The following is a 19,544-nucleotide window of genomic DNA, read 5'->3' as shown; positions in this document are numbered from 1 at the left end:
TGCGCTATTAGGCGTAACGGGAACGGCCGCGGCCCGGCCGGGGCATCCGTGCCGGGTATCCGGCCGGGTCGCCGGGCCGGGGAACGCCGAGGGGCCGCACCCCGCGCGTCGCGGAGTGCGGCCCCTCACCGGCCGGTACGGGCTCAGCCCTGCGGCAGCGCCGCGAGCTGGGCGGTGATCCGGGCGATGTCGGCCTCGGCGGCCTCCTGGCGGACCTTGATCTTGGCGACCACCTCGTCCGGCGCCTTGGCGAGGAACGCCTCGTTGCCGAGCTTGGCGGTGGTCTGCGCCTTCTCCTTCTCGGCGACCGCGAGGTCCTTGGCGAGGCGCTTGCGCTCCGCCGCGACGTCGATGGTGCCCGAGAGGTCGAGCGAGACGGTGGCGCCGGCGACCGGCAGCGAGGCGGTGGCCACGAAGCCCTCCTCCGGGACGGTCAGCCGCAGCAGCGAGCGGATCGCGTCCTCGTGGACGGCCAGCACGGTGCCGTCCAGCTCCAGCTTCGCCGGGACGCGCTGGCGGTCCTTGAGGCCCTGGCTCACGGCGAACCTGCGGACCTCGGTGACCACCTGCTGCAGCGTGGCGATCTCGGCCTCGGCCGCGGCGTCGCGGTAGCCGCTGTCGGTCGGCCAGTCGGCGATGACGACGGACTCCGCACCGGTGAGCGTGGTCCACAGCGTCTCGGTGACGAAGGGCACGATCGGGTGCAGCAGCCGCAGCGTGACGTCCAGGACCTCACCGAGCACCCGGCGCGCGGCGTCGGCCTGCGGGCCGCCCTTGGCCAGGGTGGTCTTGGAGAGCTCGACGTACCAGTCGAAGACCTCGTCCCACGCGAAGTGGTAGAGCGCCTCGGACAGCTTGGAGAACTGGTAGTCCTCGTACAGCCCGTCCACCTCGGCGACGGTGCTGTTGAGCCGCGACAGGATCCAGCGGTCGGCCGCGGTCAGCTCCTCCGGCGCGGGCAGCGGGCCCTCGACGGTGGCGCCGTTCATCAGCGCGAAGCGGGTGGCGTTCCAGATCTTGTTGGCGAAGTTGCGGGCCGCCTGGACCCAGTCCTCGCCGATCGGGACGTCGACGCCCGGGTTGGCACCGCGCGCCAGCGTGAAGCGCAGCGCGTCGGAGCCGTACTTGTCCATCCAGTCCAGCGGGTTGACGACGTTGCCGAAGGACTTCGACATCTTCTTGCCGTTCTGGTCACGGACCATGCCGTGCAGCGCGATGGTGTGGAACGGCGGGGTGCCGTCCATCGCGTAGAGGCCGAACATCATCATCCGGGCGACCCAGAAGAAGAGGATGTCGTACCCGGTGACCAGGACGGAGTTCGGGTAGAACTTCGCCAGGCTCTCGGTCTGCTCGGGCCAGCCGAGCGTGGAGAACGGCCACAGGCCGGAGGAGAACCAGGTGTCCAGGACGTCGGTGTCCTGGTGCCAGCCCTCGCCGGCAGGCGGCTGCTCGTCCGGTCCGACGCAGACGACCTCGCCGTTCGGGCCGTACCAGACCGGGATCCGGTGGCCCCACCACAGCTGGCGCGAGATGCACCAGTCGTGCAGGTTGTCGACCCAGTCGAAGTAGCGCTTCTCCATCTCCTGCGGGTGGATCTTGACCTTGCCGTCGCGGACCGCGTCGCCCGCGGCCTTGGCGAGCGGGCCGACCTTGACCCACCACTGCATGGACAGCCGCGGCTCGATGGTGGTCTTGCAGCGCGAGCAGTGGCCGACCGAGTGGACGTACGGGCGCTTCTCGGCGACGATCCGGCCCTCGGCGCGCAGCGCGGCGACGATCGCCGAGCGGGCCTCCAGGCGGTCCAGGCCGAGGAAGGGGCCGTGCACGGTGATGACCGCGTGCTCGTCCATGACGGCGATGTTCGGCAGGTCGTGCCGCTGGCCGATCTCGAAGTCGTTCGGGTCGTGGGCGGGCGTCACCTTGACGGCGCCGGTGCCGAACTCCGGGTCGACGTGGGCGTCGGCGACGACCGGGATGCGACGGCCGGTCAGCGGCAGCTCGATCTCGGTGCCGACCAGGTGCCGGTAGCGCTCGTCCTCCGGGTGGACGGCCACGGCCGTGTCGCCCAGCATCGTCTCGGCGCGGGTGGTGGCCACGACGATCGAGGCGTCGCCCTCGCCGTAGCGGATCGAGACCAGCTCGCCGTCGTCGTCCTGGTACTCCACCTCGATGTCCGAGATGGCGGTGAGGCAGCGCGGGCACCAGTTGATGATGCGCTCGGCGCGGTAGATCAGCTCGTCGTCGAAGAGCTTCTTGAAGATGGTCTGGACGGCCTGGGACAGGCCCTCGTCCATGGTGAAGCGCTCGCGGGACCAGTCCACGCCGTCCCCGAGGCGGCGCATCTGGCCGGAGATCTGGCCGCCGGACTCCGCCTTCCACTTCCAGACGCGCTCGACGAAGGCCTCCCGGCCCAGGTCGTGGCGGGACTTGCCCTCCTTGGCGAGCTCGCGCTCGACCACGTTCTGGGTGGCGATGCCGGCGTGGTCCATGCCGGGCTGCCACAGCGCCTCGAAGCCCTGCATCCGCTTGCGGCGGACCAGCGCGTCGATCAGCGTGTGCTCGAAGGCGTGGCCCAGGTGCAGGCTGCCGGTGACGTTCGGCGGGGGGATGACGACGGTGAACGGGGGCTTGTCGCTCTTCGCGTCGGCGGCGAAGTAGCCACGCTCCACCCAGCGCTCGTACAGCTCGCCCTCTACGTCCGCTGGGGTGTAGGTCGTCGGGAGGGTTGCTGCTTCGTCCCCGGTGGTGCTCACGGGGCGCTGGTTCGTCGTGTCGGTCACGACGCACAGTTTACGTAACCGCGGGCACGTGTTACGAACCGCTTTCGCCCCTCGGACGCGAGCCGCCCGAACGGGTCGCCGCCGGGCGCCGTGCGGTACCGTTCCCGGACACTCGTCCGGTTTGCGGCACGGGTACGGAGCAGATCCACACCATGACAGGCCGCGGGTGCGGCGGGGGAGCACAGACGCAGATGTACGGCCAGGGACAGCAGTATCCGCAGGGACAGCCCCAGCAGCCGTACGGGGGGCAGCCCCCGTACGGCCCGCCGCAGCCGCAGCAGCCGTACGGCGCGCCGCAGGGACAGCCCCAGTACGGCTACCCGCCGCAGGGCGGCCAGCCGTACGGCGCGCCCCAGCAGCCCTACGGCGCCCCGCAGCAGCCGTACGGCGTGCCGCCGCAGGCCCCGTACGGCCAGCCGGGCTACCCGGCCCCGCCGAAGAAGGGGAAGACCGGTCTGGTGGTCGGCCTGGTGGTCGGTGCGCTGGTGCTGGGCGGCGGCGGCTTCGCCGCGTGGAAGTTCATGGCCGGCGACTCCGGCGGCAACTACAAGATCTCCGCGCCGCAGTCGCTGCCGGACGGCTACGTCCAGAAGTCCTCCAAGGAGGAGGCCGTCGACCCGAGCAAGGCCGAGGCCGCGAAGTTCGGCAAGAACCTCACCGCGCTGGCGACCAGCTACGCCAAGGGCTCGGACCCGCTCGACACGCTCTCGATCCTCGGCGTCTACGGGGACATCAGCGACCCGGGGCAGGTCATCGACGACTCCAAGAAGGACAGCGGCGGCGCGACCTGGTCCACCCCGCTGACCGACTACCCGGCGCAGGACGCCCACAGCTCCTCGGCGCGGCTCGCCTGCGGTGTGGTCAGCGTCATCGCGGGCAAGGCCGGGCCGACGATCTGCGTGTGGGCGGACAACTCCACCACCGGCCGGATCACCTTCAGCAAGGTCAGCCTGACCGGCGGCGCGCAGGGGATCACCCCGGCGCAGGCGGCCGACAAGGCCCGGGCGATCCGCGACGCGATGAAGGTCGCCAAGTAGCCCGCCGGGCCGGCCGGCGGCGACGCCGCACCGGCCCGGAACGAGCAGGGGCCCCGCACCGTCCGGTGCGGGGCCCCTCTCCGTCCGGAGGGCGGGTCAGGCGCTCTTCTCGCGCCGCTCGCGCTTGATCATGTCGCGCGGGACGAGGGTGGGGATGGCGTGCTTGGAGACGACGTCCCCGGTGACCACCACGCGGGCGACGTCCTGACGCGAGGGCACCTCGTACATCACGGACATCAGCACCTCCTCCATGATGGCCCGCAGACCGCGCGCGCCGGTCCCGCGCAGGATCGCCTGGTCGGCGATCGCCTCCAGCGCGTCGCGGGAGAACTCCAGCTCCACGCCGTCCAGTTCGAAGAGCTTGCGGTACTGCTTGACCAGCGCGTTCTTCGGCTCGGTGAGGATCTGCAGGAGCGCCTCGCGGTCCAGGTTGTGCACGCTGGTGATGACCGGCAGACGGCCGATGAACTCGGGGATCATCCCGAACTTCACCAGGTCCTCGGGCATCACCTGACGGAAGTGGTCGCTGGCGTCCGACTCCCGCTTGGAGCGGATGTTGGCGCCGAAGCCGATGCCCTTGGCGCCGGCCCGGCCCTCGATGATCCGCTCCAGGCCGGCGAACGCGCCGCCGACGATGAACAGCACGTTGGTGGTGTCGATCTGGATGAACTCCTGGTGCGGGTGCTTGCGCCCGCCCTGCGGCGGCACCGAGGCGGTGGTGCCCTCCAGGATCTTCAGCAGCGCCTGCTGCACGCCCTCGCCGGAGACGTCCCGGGTGATCGACGGGTTCTCGCTCTTGCGGGCGACCTTGTCGATCTCGTCGATGTAGATGATCCCCGTCTCGGCCTTCTTGACGTCGTAGTCGGCCGCCTGGATCAGCTTGAGCAGGATGTTCTCGACGTCCTCGCCGACGTACCCGGCCTCGGTCAGCGCGGTGGCGTCCGCGATCGCGAACGGCACGTTGAGCATCCGGGCGAGGGTCTGCGCCAGCAGCGTCTTGCCGGAGCCGGTGGGGCCCAGCAGCAGGATGTTCGACTTGGCCAGCTCGATGGCGTCCTCGCGGCCGTTGCCGCCGCTGCGGCCCGCCTCACCGGCCTGGACCCGCTTGTAGTGGTTGTAGACGGCGACCGACAGCGCCTTCTTGGCGAGGTCCTGACCGACCACGTACTGGTCCAGGAACTCGTAGATCTCCCGCGGCTTCGGCAGTTCCTCGAAGCGCACCTCGGAGGTCTCGGCGAGTTCCTCCTCGATGATCTCGTTGCACAGGTCGATGCACTCGTCGCAGATGTACACGCCTGGGCCGGCGATCAGCTTCTTCACCTGCTTCTGCGACTTGCCGCAGAACGAGCACTTGAGCAGGTCGCCACCGTCTCCGATGCGTGCCACGAGGTGCTTCCCCTTCGCCAGGGGCCCCGCAGGGGTTCCGGGGCCTGGTGCTGTGGACCGTCAACGCCGTCGGCGATCGGTCTCGCTATCCGACGGTACTCTGCCGGGCCCCTGATTCCGTCCTCTTCGCCGGGTCTGCCCTACGCCCTGGGCGAATTGATACCGAACAGATGCCGTGACGGAGGCCGCCGATGAGCCGGAGCGGGGCGCGCGGACTCGATGCGCGCCCCGCTCCGGAGGGTGCCGGCCTCAGGAGGTCAGCGAGGTCTTGCGGGTGGAGATGATCTGGTCGATCAGGCCGTACTCGACGGCCTCCTCGGCGGTCAGGATCTTGTCGCGCTCGATGTCCTCGCGCACCTGCTCGACCGACTTGCTGGAGTGCTTGGAGAGCATCTCCTCCAGCTGCTCGCGCATCCGGAAGATCTCCTTGGCCTGGATCTCCAGGTCGGACACCTGGCCGCGGCCGGTCTCGGTGTACGGCTGGTGGATCAGGATACGGGCGTTCGGCAGCGCCATCCGCTTGCCGGGGGTGCCGGCGGCGAGCAGCACGGCCGCGGCGGAGGCCGCCTGGCCCATGCAGACCGTGGTGATGTCCGGCTTCACGTACTGCATCGTGTCGTAGATGGCCGTCAGGGCCGTGAACGAGCCGCCGGGCGAGTTGATGTACATCTGGATCTCGCGGTCCGGGTCCATCGACTCGAGGCAGAGCAGCTGCGCCATGATGTCGTTCGCCGAGACGTCGTCGACCTGCGAGCCGAGGAAGATGATGCGCTCCTCGAACAGCTTCGCGTACGGGTCGTACTCGCGGATGCCCTGCGTGGTGCGCTCGACGAAGCGCGGGACGATGTAACGGCCCTCGGCACGCATGTCCTCGACGCGGGCCTGGGCGGCCGACAGGCTGGGGATGTTCATGGGGGTCCTTGTCCTCCGGGGCGTTGTGGCTGTGGTGTCGTGGGCCGGGCCGAGGCTCAGGCGCCCGTGCCGCCGCCGCCGGGGACGTCCGCGGCGCTGTGCATGATCGCGTCGATCAGGCCGTACTCCAGGGCCTCCTCCGGCGTGAACCAGCGGTCGCGGTCGGAGTCCCGGGTGATCTGCTCGAAGGACTGGCCGCTGTGGAAGGCGATCAGCTCGGACATCCGCTTCTTGGTGCGGAGCAGCTGCTCGGCCTGGATGCGGATGTCGGTGGCCGAGCCGCCGAGGCCGGCGGAGGGCTGGTGCATCAGGATGTTGGCGTTCGGCAGCGAGAAGCGCTTGCCCTTGGCGCCCGCGGTCAGCAGGAACTGGCCCATCGAGGCCGCCATGCCCATCGCGATGGTGACGACGTCGTTCTTGATGTACTGCATGGTGTCGTAGATCGCCATGCCCGCGGAGATCGAGCCGCCCGGGGAGTTGATGTAGAGGAAGATGTCCTTTTCCGGGTCCGCGGCCAGCAGCAGCAGCTGGGCGGTGATCTTGTTGGCGATGTCGTCGTCGACCTGCTGGCCGAGGAAGATGATCCGCTCGTTGAGCAGCCGGTTGTACACCTGGTCGCCCAGGCCGCCGAGCACGTCACCAGAGGCGGCGTGCGGCGCCATCGGGCCAGGCATCTGCATCTGCGGGAACGTCACTTAGCCACCTGCTCAGTCGATTTGGACGGTCGCTCCGCGACCGTCACGGTGTCGCACAGCTTCCGGGTATCACGTCGTGATTGTTGCTGTCCAAGGACCCTAACGCGCAGGCCGGGCCGCAGAATCCCTCACGCAGAACTGTTCGCTGTGAGCGCAGGGTCGCGCGCCCCGCCCCGGGCGGAATGACGCGGAATGACAGCGGGCCCGGACACCGTACGGCGTCCGGGCCCACTGCGCGCCTCAGGGGCTACCGGGGCGATCAGGCCTCGGTCTTCTCCTCGGCGGAGGTCTCCTCGGCGGCGGCCTCGACGGTCTCGGCCGTCTCGTCCTCGTCGTCGAAGTTGATCTCGTTGCCCTCGGTGTCGACGACCTTGGCGGCCTCGACCACGGTGGCCAGCGCCTTGCCGCGGGCGACCTCGCCGACCAGCAGCGGCACCTGGCCACCCTGGACGACCTGCTGCGCGAACTGGTCCGGGGTGAGGCCCGAGCCGGCGGCGCGGCGGATGAGGTGCTCGGTCAGCTCCTCCTGGTTAACACCCAGCTCCTCGTCGGCGACGATCTGGTCCAGGACGAACTGGGTCTTGATGCCCTTCTTCGCCTGCTCCTCGATCTCCGCGTCCCACTCCTCGCGGGTCTTGCCCTGGGTCTCCAGGTAGGAGTCGATGTTCAGGCCCATCGGCTCGAGCTGGTGGTGCTCGAGGTTGTGCTTGCGGGTCTGGATCTCGTCCGCGAGCAGCTTCTCGGGGAACTCGATCTCGACCAGGCCGAGCAGCGCGTCCAGCACCTTCTCCTGGGCCTGGGTGGCCTGGTCGTACTCCTTCATGCGCTCCAGGCGCTTGCGGGAGTCGGCGCGCAGGTCCTCCAGGGTGTCGAACTCGCTCGCCAGCTGGGCGAACTCGTCGTCCAGCTCCGGCAGCTCCTTCTCCTGGACGGCGGTGACGGTGACGGTGACCTCGGAGGTCTTGCCCGCCTGGGTGCCGCCCTTGAGCTCGGTGGCGAAGGTGGCGGTGCCACCGGCCGCCAGGCCGGTCACGGCCTCGTCGATGCCGTCGATCAGACGGCCCGAGCCGATCTCGTAGCTGACGCCGGTGGCGGTGCCGTCCTCCGGCACCTCACCGTCGACCTTGGCCTCGAGGTCGACGACCACGATGTCGCCGGCGGCCGCGGCGCGCTCGACGTCCTTGACCGAGGAGAAGCGCTCGCGCAGCTGCTCCAGGGACTTCTCGACGTCCTCGTCGGAGACGGCGATCGGGTCGACGGTCACCTCGATGGAGGCGAAGTCGGGGAGGGTGATCTCCGGGCGGATGTCCACCTCGGCGGTGAACTTCAGGTCACCGCCGTCGGCGATCTTCTCGACACCCTCGATGTTGGTGATGTCGGGCTGGCCGAGGACCTCGATCTTGCCCTCGTCGACGGCCTGCGTGTAGAAGCGCGGCAGGGCGTCGTTGACGGCCTCCTCCAGCACGGCGCCACGGCCGAAACGCTGGTCGATGACGCGAGCCGGGATCTTGCCCTTGCGGAAGCCCGGAACCGTGACCTGCTGGTTGATCTTCTTGTACGCCGCGTCGAGGCTGGGCTTGAGCTCCTCGAAGGGCACCTCGACGGTGAGTCGAACCCGGGTCGGGTTCAGAGTCTCGACGGCGCTCTTCACGGTTAGGTCTCCTATGGGCTTGCGGTCAGGTTGCCTCCGCCGTCCCCATGCGGCCGGCCGGGGCCGTACGAGCGGGTCGGGCGAGACGGGCGATGGGCGGTTGGAGCTGCATCTCCCGCGGGGGTCGGACGGTGAGGTTGACTCCTCGCCCTCGGGCGGTGGACCTGGGTTGGGACCGCAGGGACTACCGCCAGCGCCCCATCCTACCGGTACCACGAAAGGCGGACGCCAGACGCCACCTCGTCACCCACACAGAACAGGGCCCCGCCCCCTGGACGAGACCCTGCCGCACTGTCGGGGTGACCGGATTCGAACCGACGGCCTTCCGCTCCCAAAGCGGACGCGCTACCAAACTGCGCCACACCCCGTGGTGCCGAGAGGAAGCGTACACGCCGGGCCCTGGCGGCTCGCCGAGTTGTTCCGGGCGGCCCGGAAGGACTTCGGACGGACTCCGGAAGGACTCGGAAGGACCCGGAAGCGAGTGGACGGGAAATGCGGTGTGCGCGGAGGCGACCGGACCAGGTACGCTGTTCCCCGAACTTCCGGCCGGAGACGTCCGGGGGATCGCGCGGGCGTAGCTCAATGGTAGAGCCCTAGTCTTCCAAACTAGTCACGCGAGTTCGATTCTCGTCGCCCGCTCCTCGAACCGGCCCCGGTGCGCCTGCGCGCACCGGGGCCGGTGTCGTTTCCGCGGCGGCCCTCCCCCGGGCCCACCCCCTCGACCGTTCCCGCCGCCCTCCTCAGAGCCCCAGCCGGCCGGCCCGGGCGGCGGCCCGGTCGAGCAGCCGGTGGACGTCGGCCTCCCGGGTGGTCGGCCGGTCGTTGTACTCGTCCGGGGAGCTCACCGGGCGGCCGGTCGCGTGCAGTACCTCCATCAGCTGCACCCGGGCGGTGCGGACGGTGGCCGGGGTGCCGTAGCCGTGCCCGAGGACGGCGGCCTGGGCGCCGAGCAGGCAGACCCGGCCGCGCGCGTCCCACATCGCGCCCTGCAGCCAGCCGACGGCCCCGATGTAGCGGGAGGCGAGCCGCAGGTGGTCGGCCGCGGTCACCGGCACCGGGCGGGCGGGGCGTCGCAGCACCCGGTCGACCACGGTGGCCCGGGGCTCCGGGTACCCGGCGTGCCACGGCTGCGGCGCGGTGCCGTACGGGCAGACGTACGGCACCGGGCGGCGCGCGGGGCCGGGCAGCGAGGCGAGGTAGGCCTCGATCTCGGCGACCAGTCCGGAGCCCTCCGGCCCGGCGGAGAACGGCGGCGCGAGGGCCGGGACGGGTCGAGGGGGCGTCAGGTCGGTGCGGGGCATGGGGCTCTCCAGCCGGACGGCGGCCCCCGGCCCGAGAACCGGGGGGTCAACGCTCTCCAAACTGGAACATTCAGGACATTTCCGCGACCGGAGGGCCGAACGGCCCCGGCGGTTTCCCGGTTGGGTTCCGGGCCGATAGCCTCGGCGGCGTTCGAGCGCAGTTCGAGCGCGAGCTCACCCGCCGCGCTCCGAGGTGGAGGAGTCCCGGTGCGTCCCCAGGAGCGACTGGCCGTCATACAGCGCTGCGTGACGCGGGAGATGGCACGCCTCGGGCACGTCTTCACCGCCGACGGCGAGGTGGTGCGCGGCCCCGGGACCACGGCGGTCGCGGTGCGCGAGCACCCCGGCGGCGACGGCTCGGGCCACGTCGACCTCGGCTACGTGCTGCACCTGGGCCGCGCGGACGGGCCGGTGGTCTGGGACTGCGCGGCCGGCCTCGGCAAGACCGAGGAGGAGAAGCTCGCCAACGCGGTGCGGATGTGGGCGACCACCACCGCCTCGGTGCTGGTCGAGCTGGCCGACGGGCGCGGCGTCTACGCCGACCACGCGGACCACCCCGAACTCCCGGGCTGGCACGCCGTGCAGGGGCCGGCGGCGGTGTTCGGCTTCGGCAACGAGCACCTGGCGGCCTGGCTCGCCGAGCACCGGGTGATGGCGGCCCTCGCGCCCGCGCTGCGGCCGCAGTTGACCGGGCCGGGGCCGGTCGGGGTGAAGCTCTTCCTGGGCGGGAAGGCCGGCGACGACGTCGCCGAGGTCCGGGTCGACGGCGAGGTGTCCGAGGCGGCCTCGGCGGCGCTGCGCGCGCTGGACTGGCCGCGAGGCGAACGACTCTGCTGGGCGCGGCTGTTCGTCCTGCTCACCGCCGAGCGGGCAGCACCGGTCGAGGCCGCGCCGGCGCGTGCCGAGGCACCCGCACCGATGCGTCCTCCGGCCCCGGCGGCGGTCCGCCCCCGGGGGCCGTTCGCCCGCTGGCGGGAGGCCAGACGGGCCGGCCGGTGATCCCCTCGCGGGGGTGCGGACGGCCCGGCCCGGTCAGCCGCCGGTGATGCTCGAGATGCTGTGGGCGAGGTTCGCCAGCAGGGAGTTGATCGAGCCCGCGACCGTGGTCTCGTGCAGCATGAAGCCGAACAGGGCGGCGACGATGCCGTGCGCGATCTTCATCTGCTTGTTGCGGATGAAGATGATGCACAGGATCGCGAACAGGACCAGCGCGGAGACGGAGAGTGCCACCCGGACTCACTTCCTCGTTTCATAGCGTGGTGCCGCCGCCCGGCGGCACCTGCGAAGCCGGACCCCGGCCTGTCCGACGGTCCCGAGGCGGAATCCCGGACCGACCGGCACGCCGCCGGCGAAGGGGCCCGGTCCGGTCGAACGTTGTCTGCCGTGCCGCACGTGACGCCCCCAATCCCCCGAATCCTGAACAGTCCCGCCCGGACTCAGTGTGGTCGACCGTGCCGATTGCGTAAAGGTCTGACAGTCAGCCCAACGCCGATATCCTGCGATGCGAGACGAGTTTCCGCCGACCGGGACGATAGCCGAGCCGTTCTGACGAAACGTCGGCGGGGCCGCGCTGAGCGGCCGGGAAGCGGCCGGCGGCGGGTAACGGAAGCGGCAGGTCCGGTCAGCCGACGGGGCGTCCGATTTGGCCGAAGATCAGCTGCCCGGCTTGACAGCACCTGCCCCCGGCATGTGCCGCCGCGGCCGGGCCGGATCCGGCGGTCCGGCAGTGGTCCACGGGACGCGTCCCGGACCCGTCCCGGACCCGTCCTAGTCGCGCCAGAGCAGCAGGACGGCGCGGTCGTCGTTGATGTCCCGGGCCACCGTCTCGATCAGGGCCGCCGCCGCACCCGCACCCGCGCCCGGCCCGCTGCCGGGAACCAGGCGGTCCGCCTCCCCCATCAGCCGGTCCATCCCCTCGGAGAGGTCCCGGCCAGGCTCCTCGACCATGCCGTCGGTGCAGAGCATCAGCACGTCGCCGCGGTTCAGCCGGCCGCGCACGCCGTCGAACTTGGCGCCGTCGTAGATCCCCAGCAGCGGGCCCTCCGCCTCCTTGACCTCCCAGTGCCCGGCGCCCGCCAGCCGCTGCATCCCGGGCAGGTGCCCGGCCGACAGCAGCTCGTACTCGCCGGTGTCCAGGTCCAGCACCAGGTGCACCGCGGTGGCGAAGCCCTCCTCCCACGACTGGCGCAGCAGGTAGCCGTTGGCGGCGGGCAGGAAGTCGTGCGCGGGCAGCGAGCCGACCAGGCCGCCGAAGGCCCCGGACAGCAGCAGTGCCCGGGAGCCGGCGTCCATGCCCTTGCCCGAGACGTCCGCGAGGACCACCTCCAGCAGCCGCTGGCCCGGACCGGTCCGGGCGGCGACCACGAAGTCCCCGGAGAAGGACTGCCCGCCGGCCGGGCGCAGCGCCATGTCCGCGTGCCACCCGCTCGGCAGCTCGGGCACCCGGCTCTGCACCCGCAGCCGCTCGCGCAGGTCGAACAGCATGGTCGAGCCGCCCCACCAGGGCACCCCGACCCGGGCCCGGAACTGGGCCAGCAGCAGGCCGCCCACCCCGGCGGCGCCGACCACCAGGGCCGCGCCCGGGGTCACGCCGTAGGTGTAGGCCTCGGGGTTCTCGCTGGCCACCCGCTGGCCGGTGTGGATCACGGACTCCGCGGAGAGGCCGAGCGCGGCCAGCGCGTACAGCACCACCAGGCTGCCGGGGCGCAGCAGCAGCGCACCGGCCAGGATCGGCAGGACCAGGGCCGTGGGCGGGGCCCAGGCGGGCATCCAGACGTTGAGCACGATCAGCAGCGGCACGAGCAGGGCGAGCGCGCAGAGCACCGGCCAGTCGGCGGCCCCGCCGCGGAAGTAGTCGACCCCGGCCGTGCGCAGCCTTCGGCGGGCCCGGCGGAGCACCATGCGCAACCGGGCCGTCACGGGCGCGGACGCCTTGGCGGCGCCGGGCCTCGTCGCAGTCGTCTGGGGCGGTGCGCCCGGCGGTCTGCCAGCCATGGGGCCCGACCCTATCCACGGGTACCGCCCGGCGTCGACGGCTCGGACGGTGGCGAATGCGCCGTGGCGCGGGCCGGTCAGCCGGTTTCGGCCGATCGGCGCCGCGGCGGGCGCGACGTCAGGAGGCGTGCGCCGGTTGGGCGTACGAACCACACGGGCGGCGCACGCGCCCCGCGCGGGGCGTCGATCGCACGCCGGGGACCTGTGTCCGATGACACAGGCCGGCCGGGCCGCGGACCGCTCGGGCCGCTCGGGCCGCCGGACGCGGCGGTGGGCAGCGTCGGCGGGCGACGGGCGACAGGCGACAGGAACGACGACGGCCGGCCGCACGCGAACGTGCGACCGGCCGTCGGAGGAGGGTGGACGGAGAGGGATCAGCCCTGCGGGTGGTGGGCCGGGATCGGCGGGAGCTCGCCGGTGGTCTCGTACTCGCTCAGCATCTCGATCCGGCGGGTGTGCCGGGGCTCGCCGCTGTAGGGGGTGTTGAGGAAGATCTCGACGAACTTCGTGGCCTCCGCGAGGGTGTGCATCCGGCCGCCGACGGAGATCACGTTGGCGTTGTTGTGCTCGCGGCCGAGCGAGGCGGTCTGCTCGCTCCAGGCCAGCGCCGCACGCACGCCCTTGACCTTGTTGGCGGCGATGGCCTCGCCGTTGCCCGAGCCGCCGATCACGACGCCCAGTGCCTCCGGGTCGGCGGCGGTGCGCTCGGCGGCGCGCAGGCAGAACGGCGGGTAGTCGTCCTCGGCGTCGTAGATGTGCGGCCCGCAGTCGACCGGCTCGTGGCCGGCCTCCTTGAGCCACTCCACGAGGTGGTTCTTCAGTTCGTATCCGGCATGGTCGGAGCCCAGGTACACGCGCATGCCATGAGTGTGGCATGCGCCTGGCCCCGGGCTCCGCACAGGGCCGGGCGCGCCCGGCGCCCCTGACGCCCGGTTCGCCGGGAAGGGCCTCAGCGGCGGCCGAGGAGCTTCCAGGCGAGCGGGAGGGCGCCGGCGGCGAGGACGGCCTTCAGGGCGTCGCCGACGAGGTAGGGGTAGAGGCCGAGTTCGGCCGCCCGGGCGAGCGGGACGTGCAGCGACAGGGCCAGGTACGGGACGCCGACCGCGTAGACGGCGAGGCTGCCGAGAACCATCGTGACGGCGGTGTTGACCGGGGCGCGGTCGGCGCCGCGGCGGGCCAGCGCGCCGGTCAGGCCGGCGGCGAGGACGAAGCCGAGCACGTAGCCGAGCGAGGGCATCGCCCAGCCGGAGGTGCCCTCGGCGAACCAGGGCATGCCCGCCATGCCGGCCAGCAGGTAGAGGCCGAGCGAGGCGACGCCGCGGCGGGTGCCGAGCGCGGTGCCGACCAGCAGGGCGGCGAAGGTCTGGCCGGTGACGGGCACCGGGGAGCCGGGGACGTTGACGGACAGCTGGGCCGCCACACCGGTCAGTGCGGCGCCGCCGGCCACCAGAGCCAGGTCGCGGGCCTGGGCGCCGAGGCGGGTAGTCGCGGACGGCAGCAGGTCGGCGAGGACGGCGCGGCGCGGTATCGGGGTGGTGGCAGTGGCCATCGGGGGTCTCCTCCGGGGGGGTGCTCAGGTGAGTGAACACCTGTGAACCTACGTGGTGATCCACTCCGCCACCGCCACGGTTTCGGACAAAGCCCCGCCCTCGACCGTTGTCGGGTCCGGCCCATTCCGGCCCAAACCGACGGCGGGTGACCACCCGGTCGCACCTGGTGACCGTCCGGACCACATGGTGGGCCCGGCGCCGACCACGTTGGCATGACCCGAGGTGTCCCCGGATATTGGACAACTCATGCCGCATTCCGCACAGTCTGGAACCAACCCTATGGCCCCCACCTCCGCGCCCACAGCGCCCGGGACCACCGACACCGGCGCTCCCCCGGCCTCCGGCCAGCAGCTCTCGCACGGCCTCAAGCAGCGCCACCTGTCGATGATCGCGCTGGGCGGGGTGATCGGCGCCGGCCTGTTCGTCGGCTCCGGCGCGGGCATCGCGGCCGCCGGCCCCGCGATCATCCTGGCCTTCACCCTCTCCGGCCTGCTGGTCATGCTGATCATGCGGATGCTCGGCGAGATGTCCGCCGCCCGGCCCGCCTCCGGCTCGTTCTCGGTGCACGCCGAGAAGGAGGTCGGCCCCTGGGCCGGGATCACCGCGGGCTGGATGTACTGGGTGATGCTGTGCTGCGGCGTCGCGGCCGAGGCCACCGCCGCCGGGAAGATCGTCAACGGCTGGGTCCCGGGCGTCTCCGCCTGGGTCTGGGTCGGCCTGTTCATGGTCTTCTTCTGCGCCAGCAACCTCACCGCCGTGAAGAACTTCGGCGAGTTCGAGTTCTGGTTCGCCACCATCAAGGTCGCCGCGATCATCGCCTTCCTGGTCCTCGGCGGGCTCGGCGTGGCCGGGGTGCTCGGCCCCGGCTCCCCCGGCACCGACAACCTGACCGGCCAGGGCGGCTTCCTGCCCACCGGCGTCAGCGGACTGATCGTCGGCCTGCTGGCCTCGGTCTTCGCCTACGGCGGCCTGGAGACGGTGACCATCGCCGCGGCCGAGTCCGACGACCCCAAGAAGAACGTCGCCAACGCGGTGCGCACGGCGGTGTGGCGGATCGCGATCTTCTACATCGGCTCGATGGCCCTGGTCGTCACCCTGGTCTCCTGGAAGGACCCGGCGGTCGTCGCCGACGGCCCGTACGTGACGGTGCTGCGCCACCTGGGCGTTCCCGGCGCCGGGACGATCATGGAGGTGGTGGTGCTGATCGCGCTGCTCTCCGCGATGAACGCCAACATCTACGGCGCCTCCCGGATGGCCTACTCGCTGGTCGGCCGCGGCCAGGGCCCCAAGGCGCTGGCCAAGGTGAGCGGCGGCGTGCCGCGCCGGGCGGTGCTGGTCTCCTGCCTGTTCGGCTTCGGCGCCGTGCTGGCCGCCAAGTTCTGGCCCGACACCGTGTTCACCTGGCTGATGAACACCACCGGTGTGGCCATCCTGGTGGTCTGGCTGTTCATCTGCATCGTCCAGCTGAAGATGCGCCGCCGGCTGGAGCGCGAGGCGCCCGAGCTGCTCACCGTGAAGATGTGGGGCTACCCGTACCTGACCTGGGTGGCGATGGCCGCCGTGGTCGGCATCCTCGGCCTGATGACCACCACCGAGGGCAACCGGGAGCAGCTGTACGCGGCCGGGGTGCTGGTCGTCCTGCTGATCGCCGCCGGCCTGGTCAAGCAGCGCCGGGACGCCGCCGCCCGCTGAGCCCGCACGCACGCCCGGAGGCCCGGTACCGACCAGCGGTACCGGGCCTCCGGGCGTGCAGGGGCGTCGCCTACTCGAAGGACGGGCCCGCCGTACGGGTCCGCTTGATCTCGTAGAAGCCCGGGGTGGAGGCCACCAGCAGGGTGCCGTCCCACAGCCGGGCCGCCGCCTCGCCCTTGGGGGCCGGGGTGACGACCGGGCCGAAGAAGGCGACCCGCTCGCCGTCCGCGCCCTCGACCGCGATCACCGGGGTGCCGACGTCCTCGCCGACCAGGGTGATGCCCTCCTTGTGCGAGGCCCGCAGCGCCTCGTCGTACTCCTCCGTGTCGGCCGCGTCGGCCAGCTCGGCGGGCAGGCCGGCCGCCACCAGGGCGGCCCGGACGGTCTCCCGGTTCTGCGGCAGGCCCTGGTTGTGGAAGCGCAGGCCGAGCTCGGTGTAGAGCCGGCCGAGCACCTCGTCGCCGTGCTGCTGGGCGGCCGCTATGCAGACCCGCACCGCTCCCCAGGCGTTGTCCAGCAGCTCGCGGTAGTTCTGCGGCAGGTCGCGGTGCTCGTTCAGCACCGACAGGCTCATCACGTGCCAGTTCACGTCCACCGGGCGCAGCTGCTGCACCTCGATCAGCCAGCGGGACGTCATCCACGCCCACGGGCAGGCCGGGTCGAACCAGAAGTCGGCGGTCTTGCGCTCAGCGGCAGTCGTCACTGCGGTCGTCCTTCGTGAGTGCTAGTGGATCGGGGAGGTGTTCCACCCCGAGCAGCCCAACACCCCGCGGGCGCCGCTGATTCCGGCCCGCCACCACGGCTGTGCAATGGTACCGGCGCCGGAGGGCGTGAAAGGATGCCCCTACGGGGCGCGGACACCGCGTGCCGAGACCGCACCACCCACAGACGCACCACCCACAGACGCACCACCGTGCGAGCCGGACAAAGGAGTACCGCCGTGCCGGGCAAGAACCTGAGCCGCGACGAAGCCCAGCAGCGGGCCAGCATCCTGGCCGTGGACGGCTACCGGGTCCGGCTGGACGTGACCTCCGCCCCCGATCCCGCGGCCGCCGTCTTCCGCTCCACCACCACGGTCGCCTTCCGCTGCTCCGAGCCCGGCGCCGCCACCTTCCTCGACCTGCTCGCGCCCGCCGTCCGCTCGATCACCCTGAACGGCCGCACGATCGACCCGGCCACCGCCTACGACGGCGCCCGCGTGCACGTCGACGGCCTCGCCGCCGAGAACGTCCTCACCGTCGAGGCGGACTGCGCCTACAGCCGCACCGGCGAGGGCCTGCACCGCTTCACCGACCCGGTGGACGGCGAGACGTACCTCTACACCCACTACGAGCCGGCCGACGCCCGCCGGGTGTTCGCGACCTTCGAGCAGCCCGACCTGAAGGCCCCGTTCACCTTCACGGTGACCGCCCCCGCCGCCTGGGACGTCCGCTCCAACGCCGTCCACGAGACCGTCACCACCGAAGGCGCCGCCCGGACCTGGGAGTTCGCGCCGACCAAGCCGATCTCCACCTACCTGACCGCCGTCGTGGCCGGCCCGTACCACGTCGCCGCCGACCACTACAGCCGCGAGCTCGCCGACGGCACCACCCTGGACGTCCCGCTCGCCGCGCTGTGCCGCAAGTCCCTCGCCCAGTACTTCGACGCGGACGAGATCCTCGGCGTCACCAAGCTCGGACTCGACTTCTTCCACGAGGAGTTCGACTACCCGTACCCCTTCGGCAAGTACGACCAGGTGTTCGTCCCCGAGTACAACATCGGCGCCATGGAGAACCCGGGCTGCGTGACCTTCAAAGAGGAGTTCGTCTTCCGCTCGAAGGTCACCGACGCCGCCTACGAGAGCCGCGCCAACGTCATCCTGCACGAGATGGCGCACATGTGGTTCGGCGACCTGGTCACCATGCGCTGGTGGGACGACCTGTGGCTGAAGGAGTCCTTCGCGGACTTCATGGGCTCCTACGGCCTGATCGGCGCCCGCACCCGGTACTCCTCGGCTTGGGTCACCTTCGCCAACCAGCGCAAGGCCTGGGCGTACCGGCAGGACCAGCTGCCCACCACCCACCCGATCACCGCCGACATCCGCGACCTCGAGGCCGCCAAGCTCAACTTCGACGGCATCACCTACGCCAAGGGCGCCTCCGTCCTCAAGCAGCTGGTGGCCTACGTCGGTTCCAAGGCCTTCTTCGAGGGCGCCCGCCGCTACTTCAAGCGCCACGCCTTCGGCAACACCGAGCTCACCGACCTGCTGGACGTGCTGGAGGAGACCAGCGGCCGCGACCTGCGTTCCTGGGCCGCCGCCTGGCTTCAGACCGCCGGGGTCAACTCGCTCACCCCGCAGCTCACCACCGACGCCGCGGGCCGGATCACCGAGCTCGCCGTCGTCCAGGACGGCGACGTGCTGCGCCCGCACCGGATCGCGGTCGGCCTCTACGACCGGGACCCGGACGGCGCCCTGGTGCGCTCGGAGCGGATCGAGCTCGACGTCACCGGCGCGCGCACCGTCGTCGCCGAGGCCGTCGGCCGCCCCCGCCCGGCGCTGGTCCTGCTCAACGACGACGACCTCACCTACTGCAAGATCCGCTTCGACCCCGACTCGCTGGAGACCCTGCGCGCCGGTCTCGGCGACATCCGCGACGACCTGGCCCGGGCGCTCGCCTGGTCCGCCGTCTGGAACCTCACCCGGGACGGCCTGATGCCGGCCCGCGACTACGTCGCCCTGGTGCTGCGCTTCGCCGGCCGGGAGGGCAACATCGGCGTGCTGCAGTCGCTGCACCTCCAGGCGAAGACCGCCGTCGACCTCTACGCCGACCCGGCCTGGCGGGCCGAGGGCGGCCGCCGGCTGGCCGACGGCGCCCTGCACGAGCTGCGCGCCGCCGTCCCCGGCAGCGACCACCAGCTGGCCTGGGCCCGCTTCCTGGCCCAGACCGCGGGCGGCGCCGAGCACCTCGGACTGGTCCGCGGCCTGCTGGCCGGCAGCGCCCGGATCGACGGCCTGGACGTCGACCAGGAGCTGCGCTGGGCGCTCTGGCTGGCCCTGGCCGCCGCCGGCCAGGCCGGGGACGAGGAGCTGGCCGGCGAGCTGGCCACCGACAACACCGCCAGCGGGCGGCGCCAGTACACCCAGTGCCTGGCCGCCCGGCCCACCCCGGAGGCCAAGGCGGCCGCCTGGTCGGCCGTCGTCGACTCGGACGAGCTACCGAACGCCCTGGTCGAGGCCAACATCGCGGGCTTCTCGGTGGCCGCCCACCGCGACCTGACCGCGCTGTACGCGGCGCCCTACTTCAAGCTGCTGGAGCGGGTCTGGTCCGAGCGGACCATCGAGATCGCGATGCGCATCGTCGCCGGGTTCTTCCCGCGGGCCCAGACCGGCGAGTCGACCCTGGCCGAGGCGGACGCCTGGCTGGACGGCCACCCGCAGGCCGCTCCGGCGCTGCGCCGCCTGGTCCTGGAGTGCCGCGACGACCTGGCCCGCGCCCTGCGGGCGCAGGCCTGCGACCGCGCCTGACGGAGCTGCGAGGGGCCCGCCGTGTCCGCACGGCGGGCTCC

General features: G+C 71.8%; 15 protein-coding genes and 2 tRNA genes. 5 read left to right on the top strand and 12 right to left on the bottom strand.

Translation table 11 applies throughout. The annotated features are described in order from the left end of the window. Nucleotides 1-143: 143 nt before the first annotated feature. Nucleotides 144-2,780 (bottom strand): valine--tRNA ligase, encoded by a 2,637-nt coding sequence (locus tag ACIA8Q_RS05145; RefSeq protein ID WP_360211578.1) that lies wholly within the window; start codon nucleotides 2,778-2,780, stop codon nucleotides 144-146. Nucleotides 2,781-2,971: 191 nt separating this feature from the next. Here ACIA8Q_RS05145 and ACIA8Q_RS05140 point away from each other — a divergent pair, with 191 nt between their 5' ends. Then, the gene (locus ACIA8Q_RS05140; protein ID WP_396316782.1) at nucleotides 2,972-3,817 is read left to right on the top strand and encodes a hypothetical protein; all 846 of its coding nucleotides are present in this window, start codon (nucleotides 2,972-2,974) and stop codon (nucleotides 3,815-3,817) included. 96 nt (nucleotides 3,818-3,913) lie between these two features. On the opposite strand, the gene clpX is transcribed toward ACIA8Q_RS05140, so the two are convergent. From clpX to ACIA8Q_RS05115, 5 genes are all read right to left on the bottom strand, one after another. Next, complete coding sequence (gene clpX, locus ACIA8Q_RS05135; RefSeq protein WP_063347569.1) at nucleotides 3,914-5,203, bottom strand: ATP-dependent Clp protease ATP-binding subunit ClpX; 1,290 nt, start codon at nucleotides 5,201-5,203, stop codon at nucleotides 3,914-3,916. A gap of 249 nt (nucleotides 5,204-5,452) precedes the next feature. Further along, on the bottom strand, nucleotides 5,453-6,115 hold the full coding sequence (locus ACIA8Q_RS05130; protein ID WP_359975274.1) for an ATP-dependent Clp protease proteolytic subunit: 663 nt from the start codon (nucleotides 6,113-6,115) through the stop codon (nucleotides 5,453-5,455). A gap of 56 nt (nucleotides 6,116-6,171) precedes the next feature. Then, entirely contained in the window at nucleotides 6,172-6,789 is a 618-nt protein-coding gene (locus tag ACIA8Q_RS05125; RefSeq protein WP_360211667.1) for an ATP-dependent Clp protease proteolytic subunit, read from the bottom strand. 280 nt (nucleotides 6,790-7,069) lie between these two features. Continuing rightward, complete coding sequence (gene tig / locus ACIA8Q_RS05120; protein WP_396316781.1) at nucleotides 7,070-8,461, bottom strand: trigger factor; 1,392 nt, start codon at nucleotides 8,459-8,461, stop codon at nucleotides 7,070-7,072. Nucleotides 8,462-8,755: 294 nt separating this feature from the next. Beyond that, nucleotides 8,756-8,829, bottom strand: a tRNA-Pro gene (locus tag ACIA8Q_RS05115). 200 nt (nucleotides 8,830-9,029) lie between these two features. On the opposite strand from ACIA8Q_RS05115, the gene ACIA8Q_RS05110 reads away from it, so the two are divergent. Then, a tRNA-Gly gene (locus tag ACIA8Q_RS05110) sits at nucleotides 9,030-9,100 on the top strand. Nucleotides 9,101-9,201: 101 nt separating this feature from the next. On the opposite strand, the gene ACIA8Q_RS05105 is transcribed toward ACIA8Q_RS05110, so the two are convergent. After that, nucleotides 9,202-9,762, bottom strand: coding sequence for a hypothetical protein (locus ACIA8Q_RS05105; RefSeq protein WP_396316780.1), 561 nt, complete (start codon nucleotides 9,760-9,762; stop codon nucleotides 9,202-9,204). Between the two features lie 207 nt (nucleotides 9,763-9,969). On the opposite strand from ACIA8Q_RS05105, the gene ACIA8Q_RS05100 reads away from it, so the two are divergent. Further along, entirely contained in the window at nucleotides 9,970-10,761 is a 792-nt protein-coding gene (locus ACIA8Q_RS05100) for a DUF6348 family protein (protein WP_396316779.1), read from the top strand. Between the two features lie 33 nt (nucleotides 10,762-10,794). Here ACIA8Q_RS05100 and ACIA8Q_RS05095 read toward each other — a convergent pair whose 3' ends face one another. From ACIA8Q_RS05095 to ACIA8Q_RS05080, 4 genes are all read right to left on the bottom strand, one after another. Then, nucleotides 10,795-10,992: a hypothetical protein gene (locus ACIA8Q_RS05095; RefSeq protein WP_360211588.1), complete on the bottom strand. Its 198-nt coding sequence runs from the start codon at nucleotides 10,990-10,992 to the stop codon at nucleotides 10,795-10,797. 537 nt (nucleotides 10,993-11,529) lie between these two features. After that, a complete protein-coding gene (locus tag ACIA8Q_RS05090; RefSeq protein WP_387898639.1) occupies nucleotides 11,530-12,663 on the bottom strand; it encodes a PP2C family protein-serine/threonine phosphatase in 1,134 nt (377 codons plus the stop codon). 467 nt (nucleotides 12,664-13,130) lie between these two features. Next, on the bottom strand, nucleotides 13,131-13,616 hold the full coding sequence (locus ACIA8Q_RS05085) for a ribose-5-phosphate isomerase (RefSeq protein WP_360211592.1): 486 nt from the start codon (nucleotides 13,614-13,616) through the stop codon (nucleotides 13,131-13,133). Between the two features lie 89 nt (nucleotides 13,617-13,705). After that, nucleotides 13,706-14,305, bottom strand: a complete 600-nt coding sequence (locus tag ACIA8Q_RS05080; RefSeq protein ID WP_396316778.1) for a biotin transporter BioY — start codon at nucleotides 14,303-14,305, stop codon at nucleotides 13,706-13,708. 280 nt (nucleotides 14,306-14,585) lie between these two features. On the opposite strand from ACIA8Q_RS05080, the gene ACIA8Q_RS05075 reads away from it, so the two are divergent. Then, the gene (locus ACIA8Q_RS05075; protein WP_360211596.1) at nucleotides 14,586-15,998 is read left to right on the top strand and encodes an amino acid permease; all 1,413 of its coding nucleotides are present in this window, start codon (nucleotides 14,586-14,588) and stop codon (nucleotides 15,996-15,998) included. Nucleotides 15,999-16,068: 70 nt separating this feature from the next. On the opposite strand, the gene ACIA8Q_RS05070 is transcribed toward ACIA8Q_RS05075, so the two are convergent. Further along, nucleotides 16,069-16,701 (bottom strand): DsbA family protein, encoded by a 633-nt coding sequence (locus tag ACIA8Q_RS05070; protein WP_360211598.1) that lies wholly within the window; start codon nucleotides 16,699-16,701, stop codon nucleotides 16,069-16,071. 237 nt (nucleotides 16,702-16,938) lie between these two features. Here ACIA8Q_RS05070 and pepN point away from each other — a divergent pair, with 237 nt between their 5' ends. Beyond that, entirely contained in the window at nucleotides 16,939-19,503 is a 2,565-nt protein-coding gene (gene pepN, locus ACIA8Q_RS05065) for an aminopeptidase N (RefSeq protein ID WP_396316777.1), read from the top strand. Nucleotides 19,504-19,544 lie beyond the last annotated feature (41 nt).

Origin of the sequence: Kitasatospora sp. NPDC051705, from assembly GCF_044453265.1 — a bacterium.
GTDB lineage: Bacteria > Actinomycetota > Actinomycetes > Streptomycetales > Streptomycetaceae > Kitasatospora.
Note: the sequence above shows the minus strand (reverse complement) of the source record. Positions and strands in the feature narration are given on the sequence as shown.